Here is a 24807-nt window from a genome sequence, read left to right as displayed (position 1 = left end):
CTTGCCCGAGCCGGTCCTGTTCGTTACCCAGCATTATGCGCCGGAAACCATCGGCTCCGCGCCCTATTGCACCGATGTTGCAGAATATCTGCACGCCCAGGGCCGCGATGTCACCGTTCTGACCGGCTGGCCGCATTACCCGGATGCGGCGCGCTTCGCGGGTTTCCGACCCGGTGATAACCAGTCTGGCCGGAAGGGGCCGGTCATCAAGCGGCTGCGGCACTGGCTGCCGCGCCAGCGCTCGGTGGCAGGGCGGATCGCCAGCGAGGTTCTGTTTCTCTTGGTCGGGATATGGGCGCTTCTGGCTGGTCGCGTGCGGCGCCATGAGCTGGTCCTGTCGCTGTGTCCCTCGATATTTTCTGTTGTCCTTGGGCAACTGGCGACAGCGAAAGACGGTCGTCACCTTGTCATCATGCATGACATCCAGTCCGGCCTGGCGGGTGGGCTCGGGATGGTACGCTTCAGCCTGCTGCTGCGCATGATGCGGATTGTCGAGCGCATTGCGCTTAACCGAGCCGATGGATTGCTCGTCCTGTCAGAGGACATGCGGACCAGGTTGCGGCATATGGGCGTGCAAACCAGTATCGAGATACTGCCCATCTGGGTCGATCCGGCACAGATCCAGCCGCAGCCACATCGTGACCGGACGGCACCGCTGCTGCTTTATAGCGGCAATCTCGGCCGCAAGCAGGGGCTGGATCAGATGGTGAGTCTGGCCGAACGGCTGGCGCTTTCGCGGCCGCAGATCGGTATCGTCATCCGTGGCGCTGGCGGTGAACATGACGCGCTGGAAGCGGCTTTGGTTGCGCGCCATGTGATGAACGTGCGACTGGAAGATTTGGTGCCGCGCGAATGCCTGGCCGACGGTCTGGCGGAAGGCGACATCCATCTGGTGCCACAGAATCCGAAGGGTGCCGACTTTGCCGTACCCTCGAAGGTTTACAATATCATGGCAGCCGGCCGCAGCTTCGTAACGACGGCCCCGGAAGGCAGTGCGGTGTGGCGTCTTGCCGCCGAATCCGGGGCTTTTATGTGCGTTCCGCCGGATGACGCCCCAGCTTTCGAAGCCGCCATCCTGCAACTGGCCGATAATCCCGGCATGCGGGCGACCATGGAAGCGAATGGCCGGCGTCACATCGAGCGGCATCATGATCGGAACCGGCTGCTGGGCCGGCTGGATGAGCTGCTGACGATGCTGTCTCGCGATGGTGAAATCATGTCGCCGCGGGCGCGGCTTCTGGTTCTCGAACCCGACAGCAATGGCCATACCCGCGAATGGTTGGGCCATATCGTCGACCGTGCGGTGGGACAAACCGATCTAGAAGTTCTGTGGCTGGTTCTGGCCCGGAATCTCTGCGATGCCCTGCGTGACAGGATCGCACCGCAAGATCGCGGCCGGATCAGGCTGGTGCCCCTGTCAGCGGCGGAGGAGCGGGCCTGCCTGAGCCGCCATTTGATAATCAGTGGCTTTGCCCGCTGGTGGGTGATGCGGCGGTATCTCACATCCACCGGGGCGACGGCAGGGCACTTCTTGGCCCTCGATCATCTTTCGCTGCCTTTTGCCCTGGGACTCGGTGCGGTTGGCCGTCCGGTCGGCGGCATCCTGTTTCGGCCATCGGTGCATTATCCCAGCCTGGGCTTCCGCAGTCGCAGTTGGAGCGAATTCGTGCGCGATGTGCGCAAATCGCTGCTTTATCGACTGATGCTGCTGAACAGGGCTCTGGCCGTGGTGTTGACGCTGGATCCGTTCTTTCCCGATTATGCAGCGGAATCCTATCGCGGAGGGCATAAGGTTCTGGCCTTGCCCGATCCGGCCTTCGCGCCGCCGATTGCAACCGATGCCGGTCTGCGTGGAATACGGCCGCCGCCGCACCGGAAATTGCTGCTGCTGTTCGGTGCGCTCAGCGAGCGCAAGGGAATCCTGTGCCTGCTGGAGGCGCTGTGCCACGTGCCGGTCGCGACGGCTGCGGGCATCGCTGTGGTGGTTGCCGGCAAGGTGGCTCCGGAAATACGGCCGGTGGTGCGGCGCGCGCTGGCCCGCCTGCGAAAACGCCAGCCTCAGCTCTGGCTGCATCTCGAGGACCGCTGGCTGAAGGATGACGAGATTGCGGGCCTGGTGCGGGCCAGCGCTGTGGTGCTTGCTCCTTATCAGCGGTTTGTCGGCTCCAGCGGTGTGCTGCTCTGGGCGGCGCGGGCCGGGGTGCCGGTGCTGACCCAGGATTATGGATTGATCGCGCGCCTGGTGCAGGAACACCGGCTGGGGGTGACTGCCGATGTGACCGATCCGCGGGTTCTGGCCAATGCAATCACGCATATGGTCACGGAGGGGCCGGGGGGCAGTTTCGACCCTGCTGCCGCCGAAGCTTTCGCGGCTGCGCGCAACCCAGTCTCGTTTGCCGCGACGATTCTGGCGACAGCAGGGGCGGCATGATGGTCGGGTTTGTGAGAACGCCCCTGTTTGGTCACGGGCGGTTGCAGCAGTGTTATGGCACATCCGGGGCAGAAACAGCTCCGGAGCCACCGCATGCCTCTCGAAGCCAGATCCGATCTGAACGACCTGACGAATGCCGCAATGCGCCTGGCCGACATGCCAGCGCAACGGGCCGCCGAACGGCAGCCTTCGAACCGAACATCCACATTGAGGATATCGGCGCCGCTGCATCACCGCGCGCCGGTGTCTCTGGATATCGTCGGCGGAATATTCCGGTTGCTCGATGGCGTAGTCTGCCTTGCCGCGGCCCTGGCATCCCTGGTCGTAACGATGCCCGACCTGCCGCTGGCGCCGGCCTACTACACCGCCACCGCCCTGCTGGGCACGATTGTCATGATGAATGCCTTGTCGATTGCGGGTCTTTACCGGCCTGCTTTGCTGCAGCGAGGCGGCTTGCCATTCGGCCGCGTGATAATGGCGTGGAGCGCCGCCGCCGCGATCGTTACTGCTGTGGCTGCTGCCGGTGGTGTCGGCTTGGCGAGCAGCCAGAACTGGCTGCTGCTGTGGCTTGTTGCCTGTGGCTGCATTCTGCTGGCCGCGCGGGCGCTTCTGGCCGTTCGCGTCGACCAGTGGCGGCAGACAGGCCGGCTATGCCGGCGTGTTGCCGTGTTCGGCAGTGGCAGTGCAGCGCAGGCTCTGCTGCAGCGACTGATGGCCGGCCGGCCGTTTGCCATGGATCATATTGTGGTTGGCGTGTATGGCGATATGGCGCTGGTCCGTTCCGGGCAGTCGGATATCATGCAAAAACGGGCCGCGCCGGAACGCCTGGTCCATGCATTGTGCGGCGACCTGCAGGATCTGCTCGGCGAAATCCGGCGCGAGCATGTCGATGCGGTGATCGTGGCGCCGTCGCCGGGCGAGGGAAGTCCCGGTGTTATTGTCGACCGGCTGCGCCAGGCCGCGGCCGATATCTACCTGCATCTGGATATTCCGGAAGTGGCGGGCGGACAATCTGGCTTCGAAAAAATCGGCGGAATCCCCCTTCTGCTGATCGAGCAGCGGCCGCTCTGTGGCTGGCGTGGTATCGCCAAGGCGGTCGAAGATCGCGTCTTTTCTGCTTTTGCGCTTCTGCTGATAGCGCCGCTCCTGGGGTTGATCGCCATCCTGATCAAGCTCGACAGCCCTGGTCCGGTGCTGTTCCGCCAGAAACGCTATGGCCTGAACAACCGGCTGATCGAGGTGCTGAAATTCCGCACCATGCGACACGACATGTGCGACCAGACCGCCAGTCAGCTAACCCGGCGCAACGATCCCCGGGTAACGCGGATTGGCCATTTCCTGCGGCGCACCAGCCTCGACGAATTGCCGCAATTCATCAACGTTCTGCTTGGCGATATGTCGGTGGTGGGGCCGCGTCCGCATGCCACGGCCGCCAAGGCGGCAGGTCTGCTCTATCAGGATGCGGTGCCCAATTACGATTGCCGGCACCGTATGAAGCCCGGGATCACAGGGTTGGCCCAGGTCAGTGGCTGGCGTGGCGAAACCGAGACCCTCGATCAGATCCGCAAACGGGTCGAGCATGACATCCGTTATATCGAGAACTGGTCCATATTTCTGGATGCGCAGATTATTTTGCGCACCATCATGGGCGGATTTACCGGGCGCCAGGCTTTTTGAAAGCCACCGGTGGTATGGGGCGCGGTGATGAGGTGTCTTTGGTTGACCCAGACCGACCCCGAGCCCAGGCATAACGGCCAGCTTATCTATTCCGGCGGGCTGATCGATGCGATCGGCGAAAGCGGGGCAAGGGTGGATATTGTCGGCGCCATGCGCCCAGGTGCGCCGCATCGGCCGTTCGACCGGCAGGCGGGGCTGCGCTGGTTTCTGGCCGAGCAGAAGCCGCGCCCGTTATGGCACACGCTGCTGTCGCCCCTGCCCAACGTTGCTGACCGCAATTGGACGCCGGAACTGCAGCGCCTGCTCGAGGGGCGACTGGATGAAAATGGCTGGGATGTCATCGTTTTCGACAGTCTGTCGGCAGGCTGGGCGTTGGCCTCGGTGCTGAAACGATATCCGCAGCGCGGCCGGCGGCCGCGCCTGGTGTATATCGCGCATAACCATGAGGAGAGTCTGCGGCAGCAAGTGGCCCGCGAGCATCCAGATCCGCTGCGCCGGCGCATCCTTCTGCGCGATGCGGCAAAAGTGGCGCGCCTGGAGCAGGCGATGGTTCTGGCGGCGGATGCGGTCACCGCGATCACCCCGGAAGACCGTGACCGATTCCTGGCCGATCATCCTGGCCGGGATATCGCGGTGATCACTCCGGGATATGGCGGCGCCTATGTCGACCAGCGCCGCATCAGCGCGCGCCAGCCCCGGCGCGCCGTGATCGTCGGCAGCTTTGACTGGATCGCCAAGCGACTGAATCTGGAGCAGTTCCTGGCGGCAGCCGACCCGCTATTTGCCAGTCACAATGCCGAGTTGCAGGTCATCGGCACGGCGCGCGAAGCCTTTCTCAAGCAGGTCCGGCGGCGCTTCTCCGCCACGCAGTTCACCGGACCGGTCTCCGGCCTGTCGGCATTGATGCAAGAGGCGCGCATCGCCCTGGTGCCGGAACGGCATGGCGGCGGCTTCAAGCTGAAAGTTCTGGATTACATCTTCAACCGGCTGCCGATCCTGGCCTTGGAGGGATCGGTTGCCGGCATGCCGTTGCAGCATGAAGACAGCATCCTGCTCTATCGCGATTACCGTGCTCTGGCGGCCGGCGTGTTGCAGGTGATCGATGATTACGACCGTCTGAACCATCTGCAGGAGCGCGCCTATGCGATCTGCCGCGATCGGTTCGACTGGGCCAGCCGGGGGCGCCAGTTGCTGGCGGCGATCGCCGGGCCATGATGCCCTATTCCGCAGCGAGCCAGCGCTTGCCGGCAGCCGACATGGCCTTGCTGGCGATTTTCATGATCGGGATCTACCTCGGGGTCGAGATCCGTATCACGCCAACGATCCCGCTGCCTGCCGCGCCGGCCGGTATTGCCGGCCTGATCCTTTTGTGGCGCCGGCGCAACGCGATCCAGCCGCTGCATCTGGCTGGCCTGTCGGGTGTGATCGTGATTTATCTGGCGGCCACGCTTTCGGCCAGCGATATGGGGTTTCTGGGAAAGCGCTTCACCGGCCTTGTGCAGCTGATCTATTCCCTGCTGATCGGTTACGCCCTGTTTCTCACCGTGGTCGAGGCTGGCCGACGGCAATTGGCCGGTCTGTTTTTCGGCTTTTGCATTGTTATCCTGATCGGCTGCCTGCTTGAGACATATGCAGGCTTTCGCCCGATCAGCGATGCCGCCCGCAGCTTTCTTTACGATTATGGCATCTACGAATCCGACCTGCGCGATCAACTGCTCTATGGCCGTATCAGGCCCAAGCTGTTCACCAGCGAGCCTTCGGCGGTCACCTTCGGGTATACGTTCTTCAGTTTCGCCTGGTTCGTGATATCGCAGCGGCGCGGCAAGCTGTTTGTCTTTCTGCTGCTGCTGGCGGCCGGTCTGGCGGCGATGCCGGGGCCGACCTTGCTGCTAGCCCTGCCGCTGGTGGTGCCGTGCTATCTGTTTGTTGATCCGAATGCGCGCAATCGTGCCGGTATCCTGCTGCTTGCCGTGCTGCTCATGATAGTCGCGGCAATCCTCGGCATGACGGTCTATGCCGAACGTCTGAGCGATATCCTCGCTGGTGAGGATCCGAGTTTCTTTTATCGCGTGATCGGCCCGGCCCTGGTCGGCCTGAAGGTGATGCAAATCTATCCCTGGGCCGGGGCAGGTCTGACGGGCGAGGAATTTATTGCCGGCCTCGTGATGAATGTCTTCGTGCAATCTTCGCAGTATTCGGCGGCCTGGCGGATCGACAGGATATCCTCGGCGCTGACCAATTATTTCTGGCTGCACTGGATTTATCTCGGTGCGATCTGGGGCGGCATCGCCATGGCGGGCCTGTCGGGCTGGTTGCGCCTGCTTGGCGTGCCAAGCCTTGTGTTCTGCTGGGCCGTCTGGGCTGTGCTCGGTCAGGCTTCCGGGGCCTATGTCGGCCCCAAGACCTGGACGGTGTTCCTGCTGGCGGCGGGCCTGTCGGTTCTCGTGCGCCGTGCGGCAAGCATCGCGCCCCACGTCGCGGCACCGCAATGGTCGCCTGGTGCCTTCCCTTCACGCGATAAAGGGGCAGCCCATGCAGCGCCGTAATTTTCTCACTTCCGGGGGCGTGCTGGCTGGTGTCGGGTTGCTGGGACCAAACGCCCTTCAGGCAGCCGTTCCGGCTGCGGGGCCGCAACGTGTATTATCAGCGGTGGATTTTGGCGCCAGCGGTGATGGCCGAACCGACGATACGGCCGCTTTGCAGTCCGCTTTCGATGCGACATTTTCCAACGACGGCACGCTGCTGCAGATTCCGCCCGGCACCTACCGGGTAACCCGTACCCTGCGGGTTCACCTTACCAAGCCCCTGACCCGCCAGGGTGGCATCCTGGCGCCCGGCGCGCGACTGGTCTCAGCCATTACGGATGGCTCACCTGTCGTGGAGGTCTTGAGCGAAAGCACGGTGCGTTATCTTTTGATCGATGGTCTCGGGATTGAGGGAACGGGTGGCGAAGGGGCGGGCCTCAGGCTGAGTTGTGAAAGCTTTGGTCGTTACATCTACAATTTCTGCCTGCGCGACCTGGTGGTGCAGAATTGTGGAGGTGACGGCTGCGTGCTGACGGGCAATGTCTTTGAGGGCCAGATCGTCAATTGCTATTTCCGCAACAATCGCGGGAATGGTGCCAGCTTCGCCCATGGCGATCCGGGCGGAATCCTCTCCGCCATCCATGTGATGGGGTGCGTTTTCGGCCAGAACGGCGACCACGGCGTGGCATTGCTGCGCGGCTGCTACGATGTCGGTTTCCACGGCTGTTATTTCCTGCTGAACCGGAATTTCGGACTGCTGGCGCGCAATGGCTGTACGCTGCTGTCGCATTGCGGTTTCGAGAATAATCACGATAAGGCCAGTGCGTTTACTGCCGGCGATGCCGGCATCTGGCTGCAGGGGTTCGCGACCCTGATCGCGTGCACCGCCTATTCGATCCGGCACCAGAACCGCCTGCTGCGTGGCTATATTACGGGCCAGCTCACCATGATCGGCTGCACTGGCAGTGGCGGTGGCGACGCCGCCATGGCCGGCCTGGCACGTTTGAATGGGGCGGGCAGTGCCATGGCGACGCTGATTGGCTGCCGTGGGGCCGTGCAGACCGATCCGGGTTTCGAGGCTCTGGTGATCGGTGGGCCGGGTGAAAGCGTGCGCTTTGGTTCCGACTGGAACAGCCGCCATCTCCCGAAGCTGGGCGATTATTCCCTTTGGGTGGACAGCAGGGGGCGGCTCCGGATCAAGAAAGGCAAGCCCGATAACGAAGAAGATGGCACGCCGGTTGGCAGTTGATGGCCGCCTCCGGGCGCGTCTTAACCGTATGCCCGCTGCCGCCGGATCGCATCGGCTCCTTTGGTCAGGCCGATATGGTCGAGATACCAGCGATAGGTCTGTCGCAGGCCCGCCTCCAGGCCAATGGCTGGCTGCCAACCCATGGCCCTGAGTTCACTGCTGTCGACCACTTTGCGCGGCGTGCCATCGGGCTTGGTGACGTCGAAGGCGAGCTGTCCGGAATAACCCGTGATGGTGCAGATCATGCGGGCGAGATCGCCGATCGATACTTCCTCGCCGGATCCAAGATTCAATATGGCTTCTCCCGAATAATGCTGCATGGCGAATACGATGCCGTCGGCAGCGTCATCGACATGCAGGAATTCGCGTAGCGGCGTGCCGGAACCCCAGACCGACAGGCTTGCCGCTCCGGTGGCGCGGGCCTGATGCGCCTTGGCGATCAATGCCGGAACCACGTGGCTCTGCTGCAGATCGAAATTGTCGCCGGGACCATACAGGTTGGTCGGCATCAGGGAGATGAAGTCGCAGCCATGTTGCCGCCGATACGCCTGGCAGAGTTTAAGCCCGGCAATCTTGGCGATGGCATACCATTCATTGGTCGGCTCAAGGGCACCGGTCAGTAGGGCAGAGGCCGGGATCGGTTGCGGCGCCAGGCGTGGATAGATGCAGGACGAGCCGAGAAACACCAGCTTTTCCACACCATAGCGACGGGCCGCCTCGATCACATTCGCTTCTATCATCAGGTTGTCGTACAGGAATGTGGCGGGCTGCGTGTCATTGGCATGGATCCCGCCAACCTTGGCCGCGGCAACAAACACCGCCTCCGGGCGGACATTCTTCATCCACAGATCGACCTGGTCGGGTGAGCGCAGGTCAAGGCTGTCGCGTCCGGCGGTGAGTATTTCGCAATCCTCCCGCGCCAGGCGGCGGACCAATGCCGAGCCGACCAGTCCGCGATGTCCGGCCACCCAAACGCGGCGGCCGGACAGGGGATAGAGTGTGGTCTCAGGCATGGCTGTATGCATTGCGGAACTGTTCCTGATTGAGCATGACGCGGTCGGCCTCCACCATTTCGGTAACAAGCTGTTCGAAACTCGTCTGATGCCGCCAGCCGAGTTCCCGCTGGGCCTTGGTCGGGTCGCCGAGCAGGAAATCGACCTCGGTGGGCCGATAATAGGCAGGGTCGACGGCCACAAGAATCTCGCCGGAGCGGTCGCAATAACCTTTCTCCTTGATGCCCTTGCCGTCCCAGACGATTTTCCGGTCGATGTTGCGGAATGCCAACTCGACGAACTCGCGCACGGAGTGAACCTCGCCAGTGGCCAGGACATAATCGTCGGGCGTGCCGTGTTGCAGGATGCGCCACATGCCTTCGACATAATCGCGGGCATGGCCCCAGTCGCGCTTCGCATCGATGTTGCCAAGGTAAAGGCATTTCTGCAGGCCCTGCTCGATGGCGGCGACGGCGCGGCTGATCTTGCGCGTCACAAAGGTTTCGCCACGGATCGGGCTTTCATGGTTGAACAGAATCCCGTTCGAGGCATGCATGCCATATGCCTCGCGATAGTTGACGGTGATCCAGTAGGCATAGAGCTTTGCAGCCGCATAGGGGCTGCGTGGATAGAATGGCGTGGTTTCGCGCTGCGGCGTCTCCATCACCTTGCCGAACAATTCCGATGTGGATGCCTGATAGAAACGGACGCGTTCTTCCATGCGCAGAATGCGGATGGCTTCCAGCAGGCGCAGGGTGCCGAGCGCGTCCGTATTCGCCGTGTATTCCGGTGTTTCGAAGCTCACCTGGACATGGCTTTGTGCGGCAAGGTTGTAGATTTCTACCGGCTGCACCTCGTCGATCAGGCGGATCAACGAAGTGGCATCGGTCATATCGCCGTAATGCAGGAAATAACGCAGGTTTGTTTCGTGCCGATCACGGTAGAGATGGTCTACGCGGCCTGTGTTGATCGACGATGATCGCCGTTTGATGCCGTGCACGGTGTATCCCTGACTGAGCAGGAATTCCGCCAGATAGGCGCCGTCCTGCCCGGTCGCGCCGGTAATCAAGGCTGCCTTTTCGGCCATTGCTCTATCCTTTTCCGTTGTGGATCAGAAAACATCCGGCGCATCGCCGGCAAGTGGACATGGATTGCCGCATCACAGGCTCGCCATTGCCTGTGCAACACGATCCCAGGAATAGGTCTGCAGCACATGGCGCTGGCCGCTCAGGCCCATGGCAGAAAGACGCAGCGGATCGGCCAGTGCATCCAGGATGGCTTCGGCCACCGCCGCGGGCTTTTCCTCGGTGACCAGGAAACCATGACGACCATCTTCCAGGATTTCAGGCAGGCCATTGCGATGCAGGCCGATCACCGGCGTACGCGACAACAGCGCCTCAAGATAGACCTGCCCCCAGGGGTCGTTCAGCATCGGCTGCACCAGCATGGTCGACATCCGCAACAGGCGCTGCAATTCGCGCCAGGGTAGGTGATCGAACACCCTGATGCCGGGCAATGCCGGAATATATGCGCGGCTGCGTTTGTCGCCAACAATGGTCAGCGTCAGATCCGGGCGCTGCTGTCTGGCCAGCCGAAAGGCTTCGATCACCATGCCGCCGCCTTTGGCCATGAACAGATGCTTGGCGATGAACAGCAGGTCCGGGCGGGTATAATCCTTGGCGCCCGCATACGGCTCGATCTGCCCCATGCCCGATCCAACTGCGGTTACCCGATCTGGCGCCAGGCCGTAATGGCTGATCATGTGTTCGCGCACATAAGCCCCAAAGGTGAATACATGCTCGACGTTTCGCAGTGCCTCGCGTTCCAGTTGATCGAATTCCTCGACGGCACTGGTGCTATAGGCTTCGCGTGCTGGCCGATAGGGTAACGACAACGCCCAGGTATGATCGCAGTACAGGTAATGCACCAGCTCGCGACAAGGCTGCATTGGCAGATCCAGAGTGCCGGTATGCAGGATGTGGCGGATATGCCGCCGTCGGGCAATGGAGGCCAGCTGTTCGGCCGCCCGCTGCCGTGCCACGCGGATACGCAGCAGGGCCTCGCCGGAAGGCGGCCGGCCATAACCCTGCATCAGGTAATGCACACCCAGCAGGGCCCGTTCCCCGCGGCTGAAACCGGAATGGATTCCTTCGGCCGCGATACCCAGCTTCTGCAGGCTGCGTATCACGTTATACGGCGCGCCGGACCAGGTTCCGCGGTCGAGAGGGTCGCCGAATACGCTGCTGACGGCCAGCCGCTCGAAGCGCCGATGGCCAGCCCCCGCATATGCGCATGCCTGCGAGTCCGGCAATTCGAAGCGGAGTGGAAAAGCAGACACGTATGGCCTCTTGATCGCTGCGTGGTGGAAAGCATCGAACAGGAGCGCCGGGCCAATAGCCAGTGATCAACCTGTGACAGATGTTCCAGGGGCACCGGCACACTTTGATCACACCTATGCAGGACAGACTGCCCTAGGCTTGGATTGCCGGGCAACTTTCCGTTGTCCTGGTGTCCATCAGGCCTGTGGAGTGCGTCAATGCCGCCAGTTTCTGCATCCCCGTCAACGGCAATCGTATTCTTTTCGCCAGACGTCACAGATGTCAGCACCATCAAAAGGGCGCGAACCTTCCTCGATTATGGCTATCGGCTGACGATGTTCAGTTTCCGACGCCAGCGCTACAACCGCGGCTACCAGCCGGACTGGCCGTGCGTCATGTTGGGCCAGACAGAGGACGGGCGTTACGGCCAACGATTGCTGGCTTTGCTGAAAGCGCTGCCTCGCATTGCCAGATATCGCCGGCTGTTGCAGCAGGCGGAATTGTTTTATGCCCGCAACGTCGACCAGCTCCTGCTGGCGCTGGCGGCGCGATGGCTGGCAGGACGGAAGGTCCGGATTGTTTACGAGGTTCTGGATATCCAGCCCATTCTGGTGGGGCGGCGCTGGTTGTCGCGGATTCTGCGTGGCGTGGAACGCTTCGGGTTGCGCCGTATCGATCTGCTGGTGCTGTCGTCGCCGGGATTCTGGAATAATTATTTTTCCGCCCTGCAAGGGTGCCGACAACCGTGGTTCCTGCTTGAAAACAAGCTTCCGCCCCAGTTCGGGGCCCGGCCGCGCCGGTCGGCCCAGTCGCCCGCCGGTTCGTCATCCGGCGGCTACCGCTGGACGGTTGGCTATTGCGGCCTGATCCGCGGCCAGGAAACCTTCAACCTGATCGTGCGGCTGGCCCAGCGTCTCAGGGGGATCGTGCTGTTCAAGTTCCACGGTCTGGTCACCACGGTCGACCGTGAGGGTTTCAGCCGGGCGATCGCACAAAACGACAATATGATCTACGAAGGGCCTTATGTGAGCCCCCGGAACCTGCCGGAGGTCTATGGTGATCTCGATTTCGCATGGGCCATCGATCTGGAGAATGCCGAACATAACTCGCGCTGGCTGCTGCCCTGCCGGTACTACGAGGCCGGTTTTTTCGGCGTGCCCTGTCTGACGGCGCGTGATTTCGAGGTCGCCAGGCTGGTCGAACGGCATCGGACTGGATGGAGTTTTGAGCCGCCCTATGAAGATGCCCTGGTTGCTTTCTTCCGCAATCTTGAACCCGCAGTTTACGCCCAGCATCGGGAACGCCTGATGGCGATGCCGGAAAGCAGCTTTGTCGCCAGCGATGACGGGTTGCGGTTATGCAGAATGCTGGATCGGCCGCTTAACCGTGCAACTGGCCCTGCCGATTCCCGATGAGGCGCGACCGGCACCGGATGCCGTGATCGGCGATCCAGCTTCCGGCTGATCGACAACACCATATTCGGCATCGAAGGAATCTGCGGCGCAAGGGGATCGCTTTTGCGCATTGCCGCCGCGCTGTGCAGTCTGGTCGTTTCTTCGTCACGACTTGCCGCTTTTATGGCCGTCACTTCGATGGCGTGCAGATGCTGCAAAATGTCGGCGTCGAGCATACAATGGTTCATCGTTCGCCCATGCTGCGAAGCCGGTCGAGGAGGTCACGTGAGTCAGTCGTTATTCGATGCCGATTCCTATATGGAGGCGGCTGCCACAGCACTCGGTTTGTCTTTGGAAGAGGCGTGGAAGCCGGGGGTTGTCGATAATCTGAAGCGGTCGCACCAGATTGCCCAGGCCTTCCTCGCCTTCCCGCTGCCCGACGATACCGAGCCCGCCTCGAGTTTCGTGCCCTGACCGGTGAGCGGAATGATCGATTGGCAAAGCAAGGGGCACGAGATCGCGGCCGCGATCCAGGCGCGTGATGTTACGGCTGCAGAGGCCGTTCAGATTGCGATCAACCGGATCCAGGCAACCAATCCGGCCCTCAACGCCTTCACGGCTGTCACTCTTGAGCGTGCGCATGCGAGGGCAGCGCGGATCGATGCCGATCTCAGGGCTGGGCGGTCTTCCGGCCCGCTGGCCGGCGTGCCGTTTGCGGTGAAGAATCTGTTCGATGTGGCGGGCCTGCCGACCTTGGCCGGCTCGAAGATCAATCGCGATCTTCCCCCGGCCCAGGCTGATGCGACACTGGTGCAGCGCCTGGAGGCAGCGGGCGCCATCCTGGTTGGCGCACTGAACATGGGCGAATACGCCTATGATTTCACTGGCGAGAACGTGCATTACGGCCCATCGCGCAATCCGCATGATCCGACCCGTATGTCGGGTGGTTCGTCCGGAGGATCGGCTACGGCGGTGGCCAGCGGCATGGTGCCGCTCAGCCTGGGCTCCGACACCAACGGCTCGATCCGCGTGCCGTCATCGCTTTGCGGCCTGTTCGGCCTGAAGCCCACCTTCGGCCGGCTCAGCCGTCATGGCAGCTTCCTGTTCGTAGCCGATATCGATCACCTGGGCCCGATGGCGCGTTCGGTCACCGATCTGGCGCTGGCCTATGATGCCATGCAGGGGCCCGACCCCGCCGATCCGGCTTGCGCGCAGAAGCCGGCCGAACCGGTGCTTCCGCACCTGGATGCCGGCATCGAAGGACTGCGCATCGCCGTTGCCGACGATTATTTCGTCCATACCGGCGAAGCGGAGGCCCATGAGGCCGTTGCGGCCTTTGCCAAGGCATTGGGTTGCACGCGCCGCGTCACTCTGCCGGAAGCCGCCCGCGGACGGGCGGCGGCCTATATCATCACGGCGGCCGAGGGCGCCAATTTGCATCGCGAACGGCTGAAGACGCGGGCGAAGGATTTCGATCCGGCCACGCGCGACCGTTTCTTCGCTGGCCTGATGATGCCGTCCGACTGGCTGGTGCAAGCCCATCGTTTCCGCCGCTGGTATCATGCACGGGTCATGGATGTGTTCCGCGATGTCGATGTGATCCTGGCGCCGGCCACGCCCTGCACGGCACCAAAACTGGGGCAGGCCATGATGACGCTGGATGGCATTGAGATGCCGGTGCGGGCGAATCTCGGCCTGTTTACGCAGCCGATTTCGGCCATCGGGTTGCCGGTGGTCGCCGCACCCTGGGCCGAACGCCAGGGCAAGCTGCCGATTGGCGTGCAGATCATCACCGCTCCCTGGCGGGAAGACCTGGCGCTGCGGGTGGCCCGGCAACTGGAAGCCAGCGGCGTTGCCACATCAAAAGCTGTGTGAGGACATTATGGACGTGAATATTCCCGAGGTGCTGGCCGAGGTGACGGCGGCTTTCATGCGCTATGAGAAGGCGCTCACGGGCAATGATGTGGCCGTGCTGGACGAGCTTTTCTGCAACAGCCCGCATACCATCCGCTACGGCGTGGCAGAGAATCTCTACGGGTACGACCAGATCAAGGCTTTCCGGGCCGGCCGTTCACCGGCCGGTCTGGAGCGCGAGATATTCAACACCGTGATCACTACCTATGGCCGCGATTTCGCCGTGGCCAACACGGAGTTCCGCCGCGCCAGCAGCACCAAGACCGGCCGTCAGAGCCAAACCTGGTTACGCACACCTGCGGGCTGGCGGGTCATCTCTGCCCATGTCAGCCTGCTGTAAACGCCGGCACTTAGCGTTGCCGCCAGTTATACGTCTGCATGGCGGCAATGACCTGGTTCACCTCATCGTCGCTTAATTCCGGATATAGCGGCAGGGTCAGTATCCGCCCCACCACCGCATCGGTAACAGGCAGGCCCTCGCCGGGCAAACGGACGATCTTGTCGTATCCGCCATGGCGATGGGCGGGATCGACATAATGGATGCCGGTGGCAATGCCGGCAGCCGCCAGGTGGTTCCTCAGGCTGTCGCGGTCGTCATGCTGGATGACATACAGATGATAGACATGCGTTGTTTCGCCACGTACCTTCGGCCGCGCGACCGGAAGTTCTGAAAAGGCTTTGTTGTAGCGGTCGACGATGGCAATGCGGCGGCGATTGTCGGCGTCGAGATGCGGCAGCTTCACCGAGAGAATGGCGGCCTGTATTTCATCAAGCCGCGAATTGATGCCCGGTGCGGCCGTTTTGCGTTGGTCGTTCCATCCATATTGGCGCAGTTCGCGCATTTTCTGGAAAAGCTGCGGGTCGCTTGTGACCACCGCGCCGCCATCACCGATAGCCCCCAGATTCTTGGTCGGATAAAAGCTGAAGCAGCCGATGGCGCCGGTGGAACCCACCCGGCGACCCTTGTAAAAGCCGCCCGTTGCCTGCGCGCAATCTTCGATGACGGGAATGCCGTGGCGACCGGCAATTGCCATGATCGAATCCAGATCGGCGGCCTGGCCATACAAATGCACGGCGATAATCGCCTTGGTGCGGGGTGTGATGGCCGCTGCCAGTTTATCGGGGTCCAGCGTGTAGTAATCCGCATCGATATCCACGAGGCACGGCGTGGCGCCGGCGGCAATAATGGCAGCCACAGTGGCTACCGCCGTATGCGAGACCGTGATGACTTCGTCGCCCTGGCCGATGCCGAGGGCGCGGATCGCCAGGATCAGGGCGTCGGTGCCGCTGTTGAGGCCAACGCAATGTTTGGCCTGGCAGTAGCCTGCGAAGGCCTGCTCGAAACTGGCGGTGCGGTGGCCAAGAATATAGTTGCCCTCTTTCAGGGTGGTCAGGATGGCATCCGTGATCTCGCTTTGATAATGCGAGAATTGGGCAAGCGGCGAGGCAACAGGGATCATGACGGACGTTCCATTCTTCTTATGATTGGTTCTGGCGCATGGCTTCAGGCCGCGCGGCGATAGGCTTTGAATGAAGTATAGTCGCGGAGGTAATCCCCTTCATCAAACGGCAGATCGCAGAGAACGATCAATTCTGAATCGTCGTGGCGATAGGTTTGCGTGGCCCAGATGCCTGGCGGTATCCAGAGGGCCTGGCTCGGTCCGTCCAGCAGGAACGATGTCTTCTCGTCGCCATCGTCGCAAACCACCTCAACAGCGCCGGTCATGCATACCAAATACTGATTGCATCTCTTGTGGGCGTGATTGCCGCGGATAATGCCGGCATTGGCCTGCACCACGAAAACGCGGCCGATATTGAAGGGCAATTGCGGCCCCGGCTGGATGGCGAGCAGGCGGCCGCGCGGGTCTTCGATGAGAGGGAGTTTGAATACCTGAATATCGCCGATCTTTGCCAGGGAAGTGGTGTTGGCCATTTTACGAATGCCTCATTCATGCCGCGCTCGTCCCGGCATGGCTATGCTACAGGATTGCCCGCCCAGCCTTCAGCTTTGCGATGGCCGACAAATGGCGGTCCGATGCATGGGCAGGCATAGGTAAATATTCTAATCCTGTCCGATATGAGAACGATAGGGCTACACTGAAAATAATCGCCTACGTCCGGAGCCGTCGATATTGGCCGATAGGGCTGCCGGTCAGGCTTTCGATGCCGTGCGGCCGGTTATGAAGTGCTTGGTCCTGCTGCTCCGGTATGCATCTTGCTTGAAAACAGGGCTGACAGTGCAGGGTGTCCGGTTGTGGCAGGCGTACGTATTCTGTTGATCGACGAGAATCCCGAGCGCGCCGGCGTGCTGGCCGCGGCTTTGCGCGAGCAGGGCTATGACCTTGTCGCTCAGCTCGCGCCGCGGGATCTGAGTGCGCGCCAGGTGCAGGACATCGCGCCCGACGTCATCATCGTGGATATGGAATCGCCCTCGCGCGACACCATCGACAGCATGCGACAGATCAACGCCGAACAGCCGCGACCGGTGGTGATGTTCGTCGACCAGTCGGACGAGTCGATGATCGAGCAGGCCATGCAGGCCGGCGTCTCGGCCTATGTCATCGACGGGCTGAACGTGAACCGGGTGAAACCGATTGTCGACGTGGCAATTGCACGCTTCCGCGAATTCCAGGCCTTGCGCGAGGAACTACAGAAAACCAGGGCCACGCTGAACGAGCGCAAGCTGATCGACCGGGCCAAAGGCCTGCTGATGCGTGAGCGCGGCCTGGCCGAGGACGAGGCCTATGCCGCGCTGCGCAAACTGGCGATGGATCGCCAGCAGCGCCTTGTTGACGTGGCGGAAAACCTGCTGGCCTTTGCCGACCTGCTCAAAAAGAAATAGGCAGGTGCCTCGTTTTTGTGCAGCGCAACATGGCGACGTAACGGAGGCCGCTCGTCTAGGAGCTTGAAAAAGCGCGATATCCAGCTCTGGCACGCATCCTGCTTTGTAATCATCGAAGCCCACTGCAACGGCGCAGTGGATTGATCGGCCTTCCGCCCGCCTCCCCAGGCAAGCAGCAGCGTCGATCGTTGAATGGACAATGGCGTCCCGCAATCCGGTCTCGGTTCCGAGGCCCCGGTTGCTGGGCGCTTTTTTTATGGCCGCAACGCCGGGCAACGACCCGGCAGCAGGGACAAAGAGGGGATCGACATGGCTGTGTTCAATCGTCGTCAGTTGCTGAAATCCGCCACCGGCGCCGCTGCGGTGATGGCCGCGGCCCGGCTGCAGTTTCCCGCCGGCGCCTTCGCGCAGGCCGCGGGGCCCGAGGTAAAGGGCACCAAGCTGGGCTATATCGCGCTCACCGATGCCTCGCCGCTGATCATCGCCAAGGAAAAGGGCATGTTCGCCAAATACGGCCTGCCCGACATGAGCATTGAAAAGCAGGCCTCGTGGGGTGCCACCCGCGACAATATCGAGCTGGGCGAGGCCGGCGGCGGCATAACGGGCGCGCATATCCTGACGCCGATGCCGTATCTGATTTCATCAGGCAAGGTCACCAAAGGCAACGTGCCAGTGCCGATGTATATCCTCGCCCGCCTGAACCTGAACGGCCAGGGCATCTCGGTGTCGAGTGCCTATGCCGGCATGAATGTGACGAAGGATGCCAAGACCTTCGGCGAAGCCTTGAAGAAGGCTAAGGCCGGCGGCAAGGAAATCAAAGCCGCCATGACCTTCCCTGGCGGCACCCATGACCTGTGGATCCGCTATTGGATGGCCGCCGCGGGAATCGATCCCGACAAGGATATCTCCACCATCGTGGTGCCGCCGCCGCAGATGGTGGCGAACATGAAGGTCAATGCGATGGAGGCCTTCTGCGTCTGCGAGCCGTGGAACCTGCAGCTCATCCACCAGAAGATCGGTTTCACTGCGCTGATGACCGGCGAGCTGTGGAACGATCATCCGGAGAAGTCGCTCGGCCTGCGGTCCGACTGGGTCGACAAGAATCCGAAGGCGGCCAAGGCGATCCTGATGGCGACCATGGAAGCACAGCAATGGTGCGACAAGATGGAGAACAAGGAGGAGATGTGCAAGATCGTCGGTGGCCGCGACTGGTTCAAGGTGCCGGTAAACGACATCCTCGACCGTGCCAAGGGAATCATCGATTACGGCGACGGCGGCCGCAAGGTGACCGCTGATGTGAATAATCCTCTGATGATGAAATTCTGGCGCGGCAATGCCTCTTATCCGTATCAGAGTCATGACCTGTGGTTTCTCACCGAGGACATGCGCTGGGGCTATCTGCCAACCGATTTCGACGCCAAGGGCCAGATCAAGAAGGTCAACCGCGAAGACCTGTGGCGCGACGCGGCCAAGTCGCTCGGCACCAGCGATGCCGAGATTCCGAAGTCGACCTCGCGTGGCAAGGAAACCTTCTTCGACGGCAAGGTCTTCGATCCGGAAAACCCGATGGCTTACCTGAAAAGCCAGGCCATCACCCGCGTGTGACCCCGATGTCCGCCCACGACAAGGAGCTGTCCATGGCTGTGAAAACCGATGTTCTGACCAAGGCGGACCTGGGTGGCGAGGGTATCCTCGCCACGCTGGTGCCGCGCGCCGCGAGCGGTCTGCGCATGTTCGCCAGTCGCGTACTGCCGCCGATCCTGTTTATGGGCCTGCTGCTGGCGATCTGGGAGATCGCCTGCTCAAGCCCCGATGCAACCCTGCCGCCGCCGTCCACCGTGCTGGCCGATACCTGGGAACTGATCGTCGATCCCTTCTACGACAAGGGCAATCTCGACAAGGGGCTGTTCTGGCATCTGGCGTCCAGTCTGCAGCGTGTGGCAATCGGCTTTGCCATCGCCGCCGGCGTCGGCATCGCGCTGGGTGTGTTGATCGGCCAGTCGACGCTGGCTTTCCGTGGTCTGGATCCGATCTTCCAGGTGCTGCGCACCGTACCGCCGCTGGCCTGGCTGCCGCTGTCGCTGGCCGCCTTCCGCCATGCCGACCCCTCGGCGATCTTCGTTATCGCCATCACGGCGGTCTGGCCGATCATCCTCAATACGGCCGTGGGCATCCGCAACATCCCGCAGGATTACCGCAACGTCGCCCGCGTGCTGCAGCTCAACGGCTTTGAATATTTCTTCAAGGTGATGCTGCCGGCCACGGTGCCGTTCATGTTCACCGGCCTGAAGATCGGCATCGGTCTGTCCTGGCTTGCCATCGTAGCGGCCGAGATGCTGATCGGCGGCGTGGGCATCGGCTTCTTCATCTGGGATGCCTGGAACAGCTCGCTGATCAGCGAGATCATCCTTGCGTTGGTCTATGTCGGCCTGGTCGGCTTCATGCTCGACCGCATCATCACCTTCGTTGGCAGCCGCATCGGCGGCTACAGCCAGCAGTAGGAGGCAGTGATGGCGCGACGTCCCGCCAAGACGAAGGTTGTGCGGACCGCCGCGCCGGCGGCCCTCACACCGATGCGGATCGGCTTCATCGCGCTGACCGACAGCGCGGTGCTGATCGCTGCGAAGGAAAAGGGCTTTTTCGCGCGCCAGGGGCTGGACGTCACCCTGGTGCGCGAACCCTCCTGGGCCAACATGCGCGACAAGGTGGCGCTGGGCGCGCTCGACGCCGCCCATATGCTGGCCCCGATGCCGCTGGCGGCCACTCTGGGGGCCGGCGGCTGGAAGAAGCCGCAGATCACCAGCTTTGTGCTCAATCTGAACGGTAATGCCGTCACCATTTCTACCGGGCTGTGGAACCGTCTGGTTGATGCCGAGCCGGCGGTGGCGCAGGACCGCATGGAAGCCGGCAATGTGCTGCGTCGCCTGATCGCCGCCGACCGCAAGGCCGGCCGCGACAAGCTGACCTTTGCCACCGTGTTCAACTATTCCTCGCACCAGATCCAGTTGCGCTACTGGCTGGCCTCAGCCGGCATCGATCCTGACCGTGACGTGAACCTGGTGGTGGTACCGCCGCCACAGATGACCGACCGGCTGGCGGCTGGCGAGATTGGCGGCTTTTGCGTCGGCGATCCCTGGAACACCTTGGCGGTGCTGCGCGGCGTGGGCCGCATCCTGATTTCGGGCTACGAGATCTGGAACAACCGCATGGAAAAGGTGATCGGGGTCAACCGCGACTGGGTTGAGCGCAATCCACTGACCCATAAACAGATGCTGATGGCCCTGATCGAGGCGGCGGAATGGCTCGACCGGCCGGAGAACCGGCTGGAGGGCGTCGAGATCCTGGCGCGGCCAGACTATATCGGCCCGGAAGCGGCCGAGGCGATCCGCCTCGGCATGCTGGGCGTGGTGCGCTACGGCCTGGATGTCAGCCCCGAGCATATGCCCGACTTCTTCGTGTTCAGCCGCTACAGCGCGAATTTTCCCTGGCGCAGCCAGGCGGACTGGTACCTCACCGAGATGCGGCGCTGGAAACTGATCGATCCGGCCACCGATATTTCGGCCGTGGCCGATGCGGTCTACCGCACCGATCTCTATCGCGAGGCCGCCGCCGCGCTGGACAAACCCTTCCCGCTGATCGACCGCAAACCCGAAGGGTTGCATGCCGGGCCATGGCAATTGGCGCAGGCCAGTGCGCCGATCGAAATGGGCGCGGACCTGTTCTTCGATGGTTCGTATGTCTCGTCCGCCCGTCCCGCCGCGCCGGCCCTGCCGCGCGAGATGCAGGGCGGCAACCTCGCCACACGCCGCCCCAGCGCCAACCGGTAACCAAGGAGTCCCCATGAGCGCCTATCTCAGCTTCGAAGATGTCGGCATGACCTTCAAAGGTGCCAATGGCCCTTTCATCGCCCTGAGGGACATCCACCTGCAGATCGACAGCGGCGAATTCGTTGCCCTGATCGGCCATTCCGGCTGCGGCAAGTCCACCCTGCTCAACATCGTGGCCGGCCTGCTGCGCGCCACCCATGGCGGCGTGCTGCTGCAGGGCAAGGAGGTCAACGATCCCGGTCCGGACCGCGCCGTGGTGTTTCAGAATCATTCCCTGCTGCCCTGGCTGACGGTGTACGACAACGTGCGCCTGGCCGTCGACAAGGTGCATGGCAAGGTGAAATCGAGCGCGGAACGCGACGAGTGGACCCGGCATAACCTGGCGCTGGTGGGTATGGAGCATGCGCTCGACAAGCGGCCGCAGGAAATTTCAGGCGGCATGAAACAGCGCGTCGGTATCGCGCGGGCATTGGCGATGGAACCGAAGGTGCTGCTGCTGGATGAGCCCTTCGGCGCGCTGGACGCACTGACGCGAGCGACGCTGCAGGACACGGTCATGGATCTGCATGCCAAGCTGAAGAACACGGTGATCATGATCACCCATGACGTGGACGAGGCCGTGCTGCTGTCTGACCGGGTGGTGATGATGACCAATGGTCCGGCGGCCACCATCGGCGAAATTCTGGATGTGAATCTGGCGCGCTCGCGCAACCGTCTGGCGCTGGCCAGCGATCCGGAATACACGCGCTGCCGCCAGCAGATCCTGGAATTCCTCTATGCCCGTCACCGCGCCCCCGGCGTACAGGCGGCGTAAGAGGTCTTTCGCGTAACGGAGTCCAAGGCCATGAAAGAACGTCTCGTCATCATCGGTAATGGCATGGCGCCCGGGCGCATGCTGGAGAAGCTGTTTGAAGCCGCGCCCGGTCGATATGCCGTCACGATCTTTAATGCCGAACCGCGCGTGAATTACGACCGCATCATGCTCTCGCCCGTGCTGTCAGGTGAAAAAACCTACGAGCAGATCGTGATCCATGGCGATGGCTGGTACATCAATCACGGCATCACGCTGCATAAGGGCACGCGCGTCACCGCCATTGATCGCGCGGCGAAGACCATCACCACCGATAACGGCCTGACCGAAGCCTATGACAAGCTGGTGATCGCCACCGGATCGGTGCCGTTCATCATTCCGGTGCCGGGCCACAATCTGCCCGGCGTGCTGAGCTATCGCGATCTCGACGATGTCGACGCCATGATCCTGGCTGCCCGGTCGCGCGGCAATGCGGTGGTGATCGGGGGTGGCCTGCTGGGGCTGGAGGCCGCGGCCGGCCTGGCCGAACAGGGCATGCAGGTGACCGTGGTGCACCTGATGCCCACTCTGATGGAGCGCCAGCTCGATCCGGCCGCCGGGTATCTGCTGAAAAAGGCCATCGAGGAACGCGGCATCCGCGTGCTGACCGGCTCCAATACCAAGGCCATCACTGGCAATGGCAGGGTGGAGGCGGTGGAACTGGAAGACGGCACGCGCATCACCGCCGATCTGGTGGTGATGGCCGTGGGCATCCGGCCGAATGCGCAGCTTGGCAAGGATGCCGGGCTGACCGTCAACCGCGGCATCGTGGTGGATGACCAGATGCGCAGTTCCGATCCGGATATCTTCGCGCTGGGCGAATGCGTCGAGCATCGCGGTGCCACCTATGGTCTGGTCGCGCCGCTTTACGAAATGGCCGGCGTGTTGGCTAGGACGCTAGTGGACGAACCGGCCGCCTATAACGGCTCGGTGACGGCAACCAAGCTGAAAGTGACCGGCATCAACCTTTTCTCGGCCGGCGACTTCGCCGAAGCCAAGGATCGTGAGGAAATCGTGCTCCGTGACGCCGCGCGCGGGGTCTACAAGCGGCTGGTGCTGAAAGACAATCGCATCATTGGCACAGTGTTGTATGGCGATGTGGAAGATGGCGCGTGGTTTTTCCAGTTGCTGCGCGACGGCACGGATATCGCGGAGATGCGCGAAACGCTGATTTTCGGCCAGGGCTATGCGGGAGGTAGCCCGCTGGACCCTATGGCGGCCGTTGCAGCCTTGCCGGATGAGGCAGAGATCTGCGGCTGCAACGGCGTATGCAAGGGCAAGATCACCGGCGCCATCACGGCCAATGGCCTGACCACACTGGAGGAAGTGCGTGCCGTCACCAAAGCCTCGGCTTCCTGCGGCTCCTGCACCGGACTGGTGGAGAAACTGATCGGCCTGACGCTAGGCGATTCCTACGCACCGAAAGCATCGAAGGCTGCCTGCGGCTGCACCGATCTTGGCCACGACGACATCCGCCGCCTGATCGTGGCCAAGGAGCTGAAGTCGATTCCGGCGGTGATGCAGGAGCTGGAATGGAAAACCTCCTGTGGCTGCAGCAAATGCCGCCCGGCGCTGAACTATTACCTGCTCGCCACCTGGCCCGGTGAGTATGTGGACGACAACCAGTCGCGCTATATCAACGAACGCGTGCATGCCAATATCCAGAAGGATGGCACCTATTCGGTGGTGCCGCGCATGTGGGGCGGCGTCACCAGCGCCAAGGAACTGCGCGCCATCGCCGACGTGGCCGACAAATACAAGATCCCCACCGTGAAGGTGACCGGCGGCCAGCGCATCGATCTGCTGGGCGTGAAGAAGGAGGATCTGCCCGGTGTCTGGGCCGATCTGAATGCCGCAGGCATGGTTTCCGGTCATGCCTATGCCAAGGGCCTGCGCACGGTGAAAACCTGCGTCGGCAGCGAATGGTGCCGCTTCGGCACCCAGGATTCGACGGGCCTGGGCATCAAGCTGGAGAAATTCACCTGGGGCAGCTGGACGCCGCACAAGGTGAAGCTGGGCGTCTCGGGTTGTCCGCGCAACTGCGCCGAAGCCACGGTGAAGGATATCGGCATCATCTGCGTTGATTCTGGTTACGAGTTCCATATCGCCGGCGCGGCGGGCCTGGAAGTGAAGCAGAGCATCCTGCTGTGCAAGCTGGAGACCGAGGAAGAGGTGCTGGAATATACCGGCGCGCTGATGCAGCTCTATCGCGAGCAGGCGCATTACCTGGATCGCATCCATAAATGGCTGCATCGCGTCGGCCTCGATACCGTGAAGCAGCAGATCGTCGAGGATCACGAGCGCCGTCGCGCGCTGTTCGCGCGTTTCGTGTTGGCGCAGAAAGTAGCGCAGGTCGATCCCTGGGCCGAGCGCGTCAACGGCGCCTTCGCCCATGAATTCAAGCCGCTGGCCGATCTGCGGCTGGCCCATGCCGCCGAATAGGGAGGTCCGCATGTCCATGGACTGGATCGACATTGGCACCCTGGAGGACATTCCCCGCCGTGGTGCCCGCGTGGTGAAGACGGCGCGTGGCGACATCGCCGTGTTCCGCACCATGGACGACAAACTCTTTGCACTGGACGACAAATGTCCGCACAAGGGCGGGCCGCTGTCGCAGGGCATTGTCCAGGGCGAGAGTGTCACTTGTCCGATGCATAACTGGGTGATCAGTCTGGCCACCGGCGAGGCCCAGGGCGCCGATCATGGCTGCACCCGCACCATCGCCGTGCGACTGGAGCAGGACCGCGTGCTGTTGTCCTGGCCGGCCAAGGCCATGCAGGCGGCCTGA

21 protein-coding genes are annotated in these 24807 nt (G+C 62.3%); 16 read left to right on the top strand and 5 right to left on the bottom strand.

Going from position 1 to position 24807, the window contains the following annotated elements; translation table 11 throughout:
- Position 1 precedes the first annotated feature (1 nt).
- The 5 genes from ACE3OO_RS05715 to ACE3OO_RS05695 all read left to right on the top strand — a co-directional run bounded on the left by ACE3OO_RS05715 (position 2) and on the right by ACE3OO_RS05695 (position 7882).
- Positions 2-2431, top strand: coding sequence for a glycosyltransferase (locus ACE3OO_RS05715; protein WP_374300670.1), 2430 nt, complete (start codon positions 2-4; stop codon positions 2429-2431).
- A 93-nt stretch (positions 2432-2524) separates the two neighbouring features.
- The gene (locus ACE3OO_RS05710; protein ID WP_374300668.1) at positions 2525-4108 is read left to right on the top strand and encodes an undecaprenyl-phosphate glucose phosphotransferase; all 1584 of its coding nucleotides are present in this window, start codon (positions 2525-2527) and stop codon (positions 4106-4108) included.
- 42 nt (positions 4109-4150) lie between these two features.
- Positions 4151-5323 (top strand): glycosyltransferase, encoded by a 1173-nt coding sequence (locus tag ACE3OO_RS05705; RefSeq protein ID WP_374300666.1) that lies wholly within the window; start codon positions 4151-4153, stop codon positions 5321-5323.
- On the top strand, positions 5320-6654 hold the full coding sequence (locus ACE3OO_RS05700; RefSeq protein WP_374300664.1) for a hypothetical protein: 1335 nt from the start codon (positions 5320-5322) through the stop codon (positions 6652-6654). Before ACE3OO_RS05705 ends, ACE3OO_RS05700 begins: the two co-directional genes overlap by 4 nt.
- Entirely contained in the window at positions 6641-7882 is a 1242-nt protein-coding gene (locus ACE3OO_RS05695) for a glycosyl hydrolase family 28-related protein (RefSeq protein WP_374300661.1), read from the top strand. The genes ACE3OO_RS05700 and ACE3OO_RS05695 overlap by 14 nt, the downstream gene beginning before the upstream one ends.
- A gap of 20 nt (positions 7883-7902) precedes the next feature.
- Here the strand turns inward: ACE3OO_RS05695 and ACE3OO_RS05690 are convergent, their stop codons facing one another.
- The 3 genes from ACE3OO_RS05690 to ACE3OO_RS05680 all read right to left on the bottom strand — a co-directional run bounded on the left by ACE3OO_RS05690 (position 7903) and on the right by ACE3OO_RS05680 (position 11212).
- Positions 7903-8895, bottom strand: a complete 993-nt coding sequence (locus ACE3OO_RS05690; RefSeq protein WP_374300658.1) for a GDP-L-fucose synthase family protein — start codon at positions 8893-8895, stop codon at positions 7903-7905.
- A complete protein-coding gene (gene gmd / locus ACE3OO_RS05685) occupies positions 8888-9961 on the bottom strand; it encodes a GDP-mannose 4,6-dehydratase (protein WP_374300656.1) in 1074 nt (357 codons plus the stop codon). The genes ACE3OO_RS05690 and gmd overlap by 8 nt, the downstream gene beginning before the upstream one ends.
- Before the next feature lie 72 nt (positions 9962-10033).
- On the bottom strand, positions 10034-11212 hold the full coding sequence (locus ACE3OO_RS05680; RefSeq protein ID WP_374300654.1) for a glycosyltransferase family 4 protein: 1179 nt from the start codon (positions 11210-11212) through the stop codon (positions 10034-10036).
- 198 nt (positions 11213-11410) lie between these two features.
- Here ACE3OO_RS05680 and ACE3OO_RS05675 point away from each other — a divergent pair, with 198 nt between their 5' ends.
- From ACE3OO_RS05675 to hpxZ, 4 genes are all read left to right on the top strand, one after another.
- The gene (locus tag ACE3OO_RS05675) at positions 11411-12607 is read left to right on the top strand and encodes a hypothetical protein (RefSeq protein WP_374300652.1); all 1197 of its coding nucleotides are present in this window, start codon (positions 11411-11413) and stop codon (positions 12605-12607) included.
- A gap of 264 nt (positions 12608-12871) precedes the next feature.
- Positions 12872-13060 (top strand): DUF4089 domain-containing protein, encoded by a 189-nt coding sequence (locus tag ACE3OO_RS05670; RefSeq protein WP_374300650.1) that lies wholly within the window; start codon positions 12872-12874, stop codon positions 13058-13060.
- Between the two features lie 12 nt (positions 13061-13072).
- Positions 13073-14461 carry an AtzE family amidohydrolase gene (locus ACE3OO_RS05665; protein ID WP_374300647.1) on the top strand — a complete coding sequence of 463 codons (1389 nt, stop codon included), beginning with the start codon at positions 13073-13075 and terminating at the stop codon, positions 14459-14461.
- A 7-nt stretch (positions 14462-14468) separates the two neighbouring features.
- The gene (hpxZ, locus tag ACE3OO_RS05660; RefSeq protein WP_374300643.1) at positions 14469-14840 is read left to right on the top strand and encodes an oxalurate catabolism protein HpxZ; all 372 of its coding nucleotides are present in this window, start codon (positions 14469-14471) and stop codon (positions 14838-14840) included.
- A gap of 10 nt (positions 14841-14850) precedes the next feature.
- Here hpxZ and ACE3OO_RS05655 read toward each other — a convergent pair whose 3' ends face one another.
- Positions 14851-15960 (bottom strand): DegT/DnrJ/EryC1/StrS family aminotransferase, encoded by a 1110-nt coding sequence (locus ACE3OO_RS05655; RefSeq protein WP_374300640.1) that lies wholly within the window; start codon positions 15958-15960, stop codon positions 14851-14853.
- Positions 15961-16004: 44 nt separating this feature from the next.
- Positions 16005-16433: an FdtA/QdtA family cupin domain-containing protein gene (locus ACE3OO_RS05650; RefSeq protein WP_374300637.1), complete on the bottom strand. Its 429-nt coding sequence runs from the start codon at positions 16431-16433 to the stop codon at positions 16005-16007.
- 321 nt (positions 16434-16754) lie between these two features.
- On the opposite strand from ACE3OO_RS05650, the gene ACE3OO_RS05645 reads away from it, so the two are divergent.
- The 7 genes from ACE3OO_RS05645 to nirD all read left to right on the top strand — a co-directional run bounded on the left by ACE3OO_RS05645 (position 16755) and on the right by nirD (position 24807).
- The gene (locus tag ACE3OO_RS05645) at positions 16755-17342 is read left to right on the top strand and encodes an ANTAR domain-containing response regulator (protein ID WP_374300635.1); all 588 of its coding nucleotides are present in this window, start codon (positions 16755-16757) and stop codon (positions 17340-17342) included.
- Positions 17343-17651: 309 nt separating this feature from the next.
- Positions 17652-18947 carry a CmpA/NrtA family ABC transporter substrate-binding protein gene (locus ACE3OO_RS05640; protein ID WP_374300633.1) on the top strand — a complete coding sequence of 432 codons (1296 nt, stop codon included), beginning with the start codon at positions 17652-17654 and terminating at the stop codon, positions 18945-18947.
- Positions 18948-18979: 32 nt separating this feature from the next.
- On the top strand, positions 18980-19843 hold the full coding sequence (gene ntrB, locus ACE3OO_RS05635; protein ID WP_374300630.1) for a nitrate ABC transporter permease: 864 nt from the start codon (positions 18980-18982) through the stop codon (positions 19841-19843).
- A 9-nt stretch (positions 19844-19852) separates the two neighbouring features.
- The gene (locus tag ACE3OO_RS05630; RefSeq protein ID WP_374300629.1) at positions 19853-21169 is read left to right on the top strand and encodes a CmpA/NrtA family ABC transporter substrate-binding protein; all 1317 of its coding nucleotides are present in this window, start codon (positions 19853-19855) and stop codon (positions 21167-21169) included.
- A gap of 13 nt (positions 21170-21182) precedes the next feature.
- Positions 21183-21983, top strand: a complete 801-nt coding sequence (locus ACE3OO_RS05625) for an ABC transporter ATP-binding protein (protein ID WP_374300626.1) — start codon at positions 21183-21185, stop codon at positions 21981-21983.
- Positions 21984-22013: 30 nt separating this feature from the next.
- The gene (gene nirB / locus ACE3OO_RS05620) at positions 22014-24461 is read left to right on the top strand and encodes a nitrite reductase large subunit NirB (protein WP_374300623.1); all 2448 of its coding nucleotides are present in this window, start codon (positions 22014-22016) and stop codon (positions 24459-24461) included.
- Positions 24462-24477: 16 nt separating this feature from the next.
- Positions 24478-24807 (top strand): nitrite reductase small subunit NirD, encoded by a 330-nt coding sequence (gene nirD / locus ACE3OO_RS05615; RefSeq protein WP_374304664.1) that lies wholly within the window; start codon positions 24478-24480, stop codon positions 24805-24807.

Origin of the sequence: Ferrovibrio sp., from assembly GCF_041906005.1 — a bacterium.
Taxonomy (GTDB): domain Bacteria; phylum Pseudomonadota; class Alphaproteobacteria; order Ferrovibrionales; family Ferrovibrionaceae; genus Ferrovibrio.
Note: the sequence above shows the minus strand (reverse complement) of the source record. Positions and strands in the feature narration are given on the sequence as shown.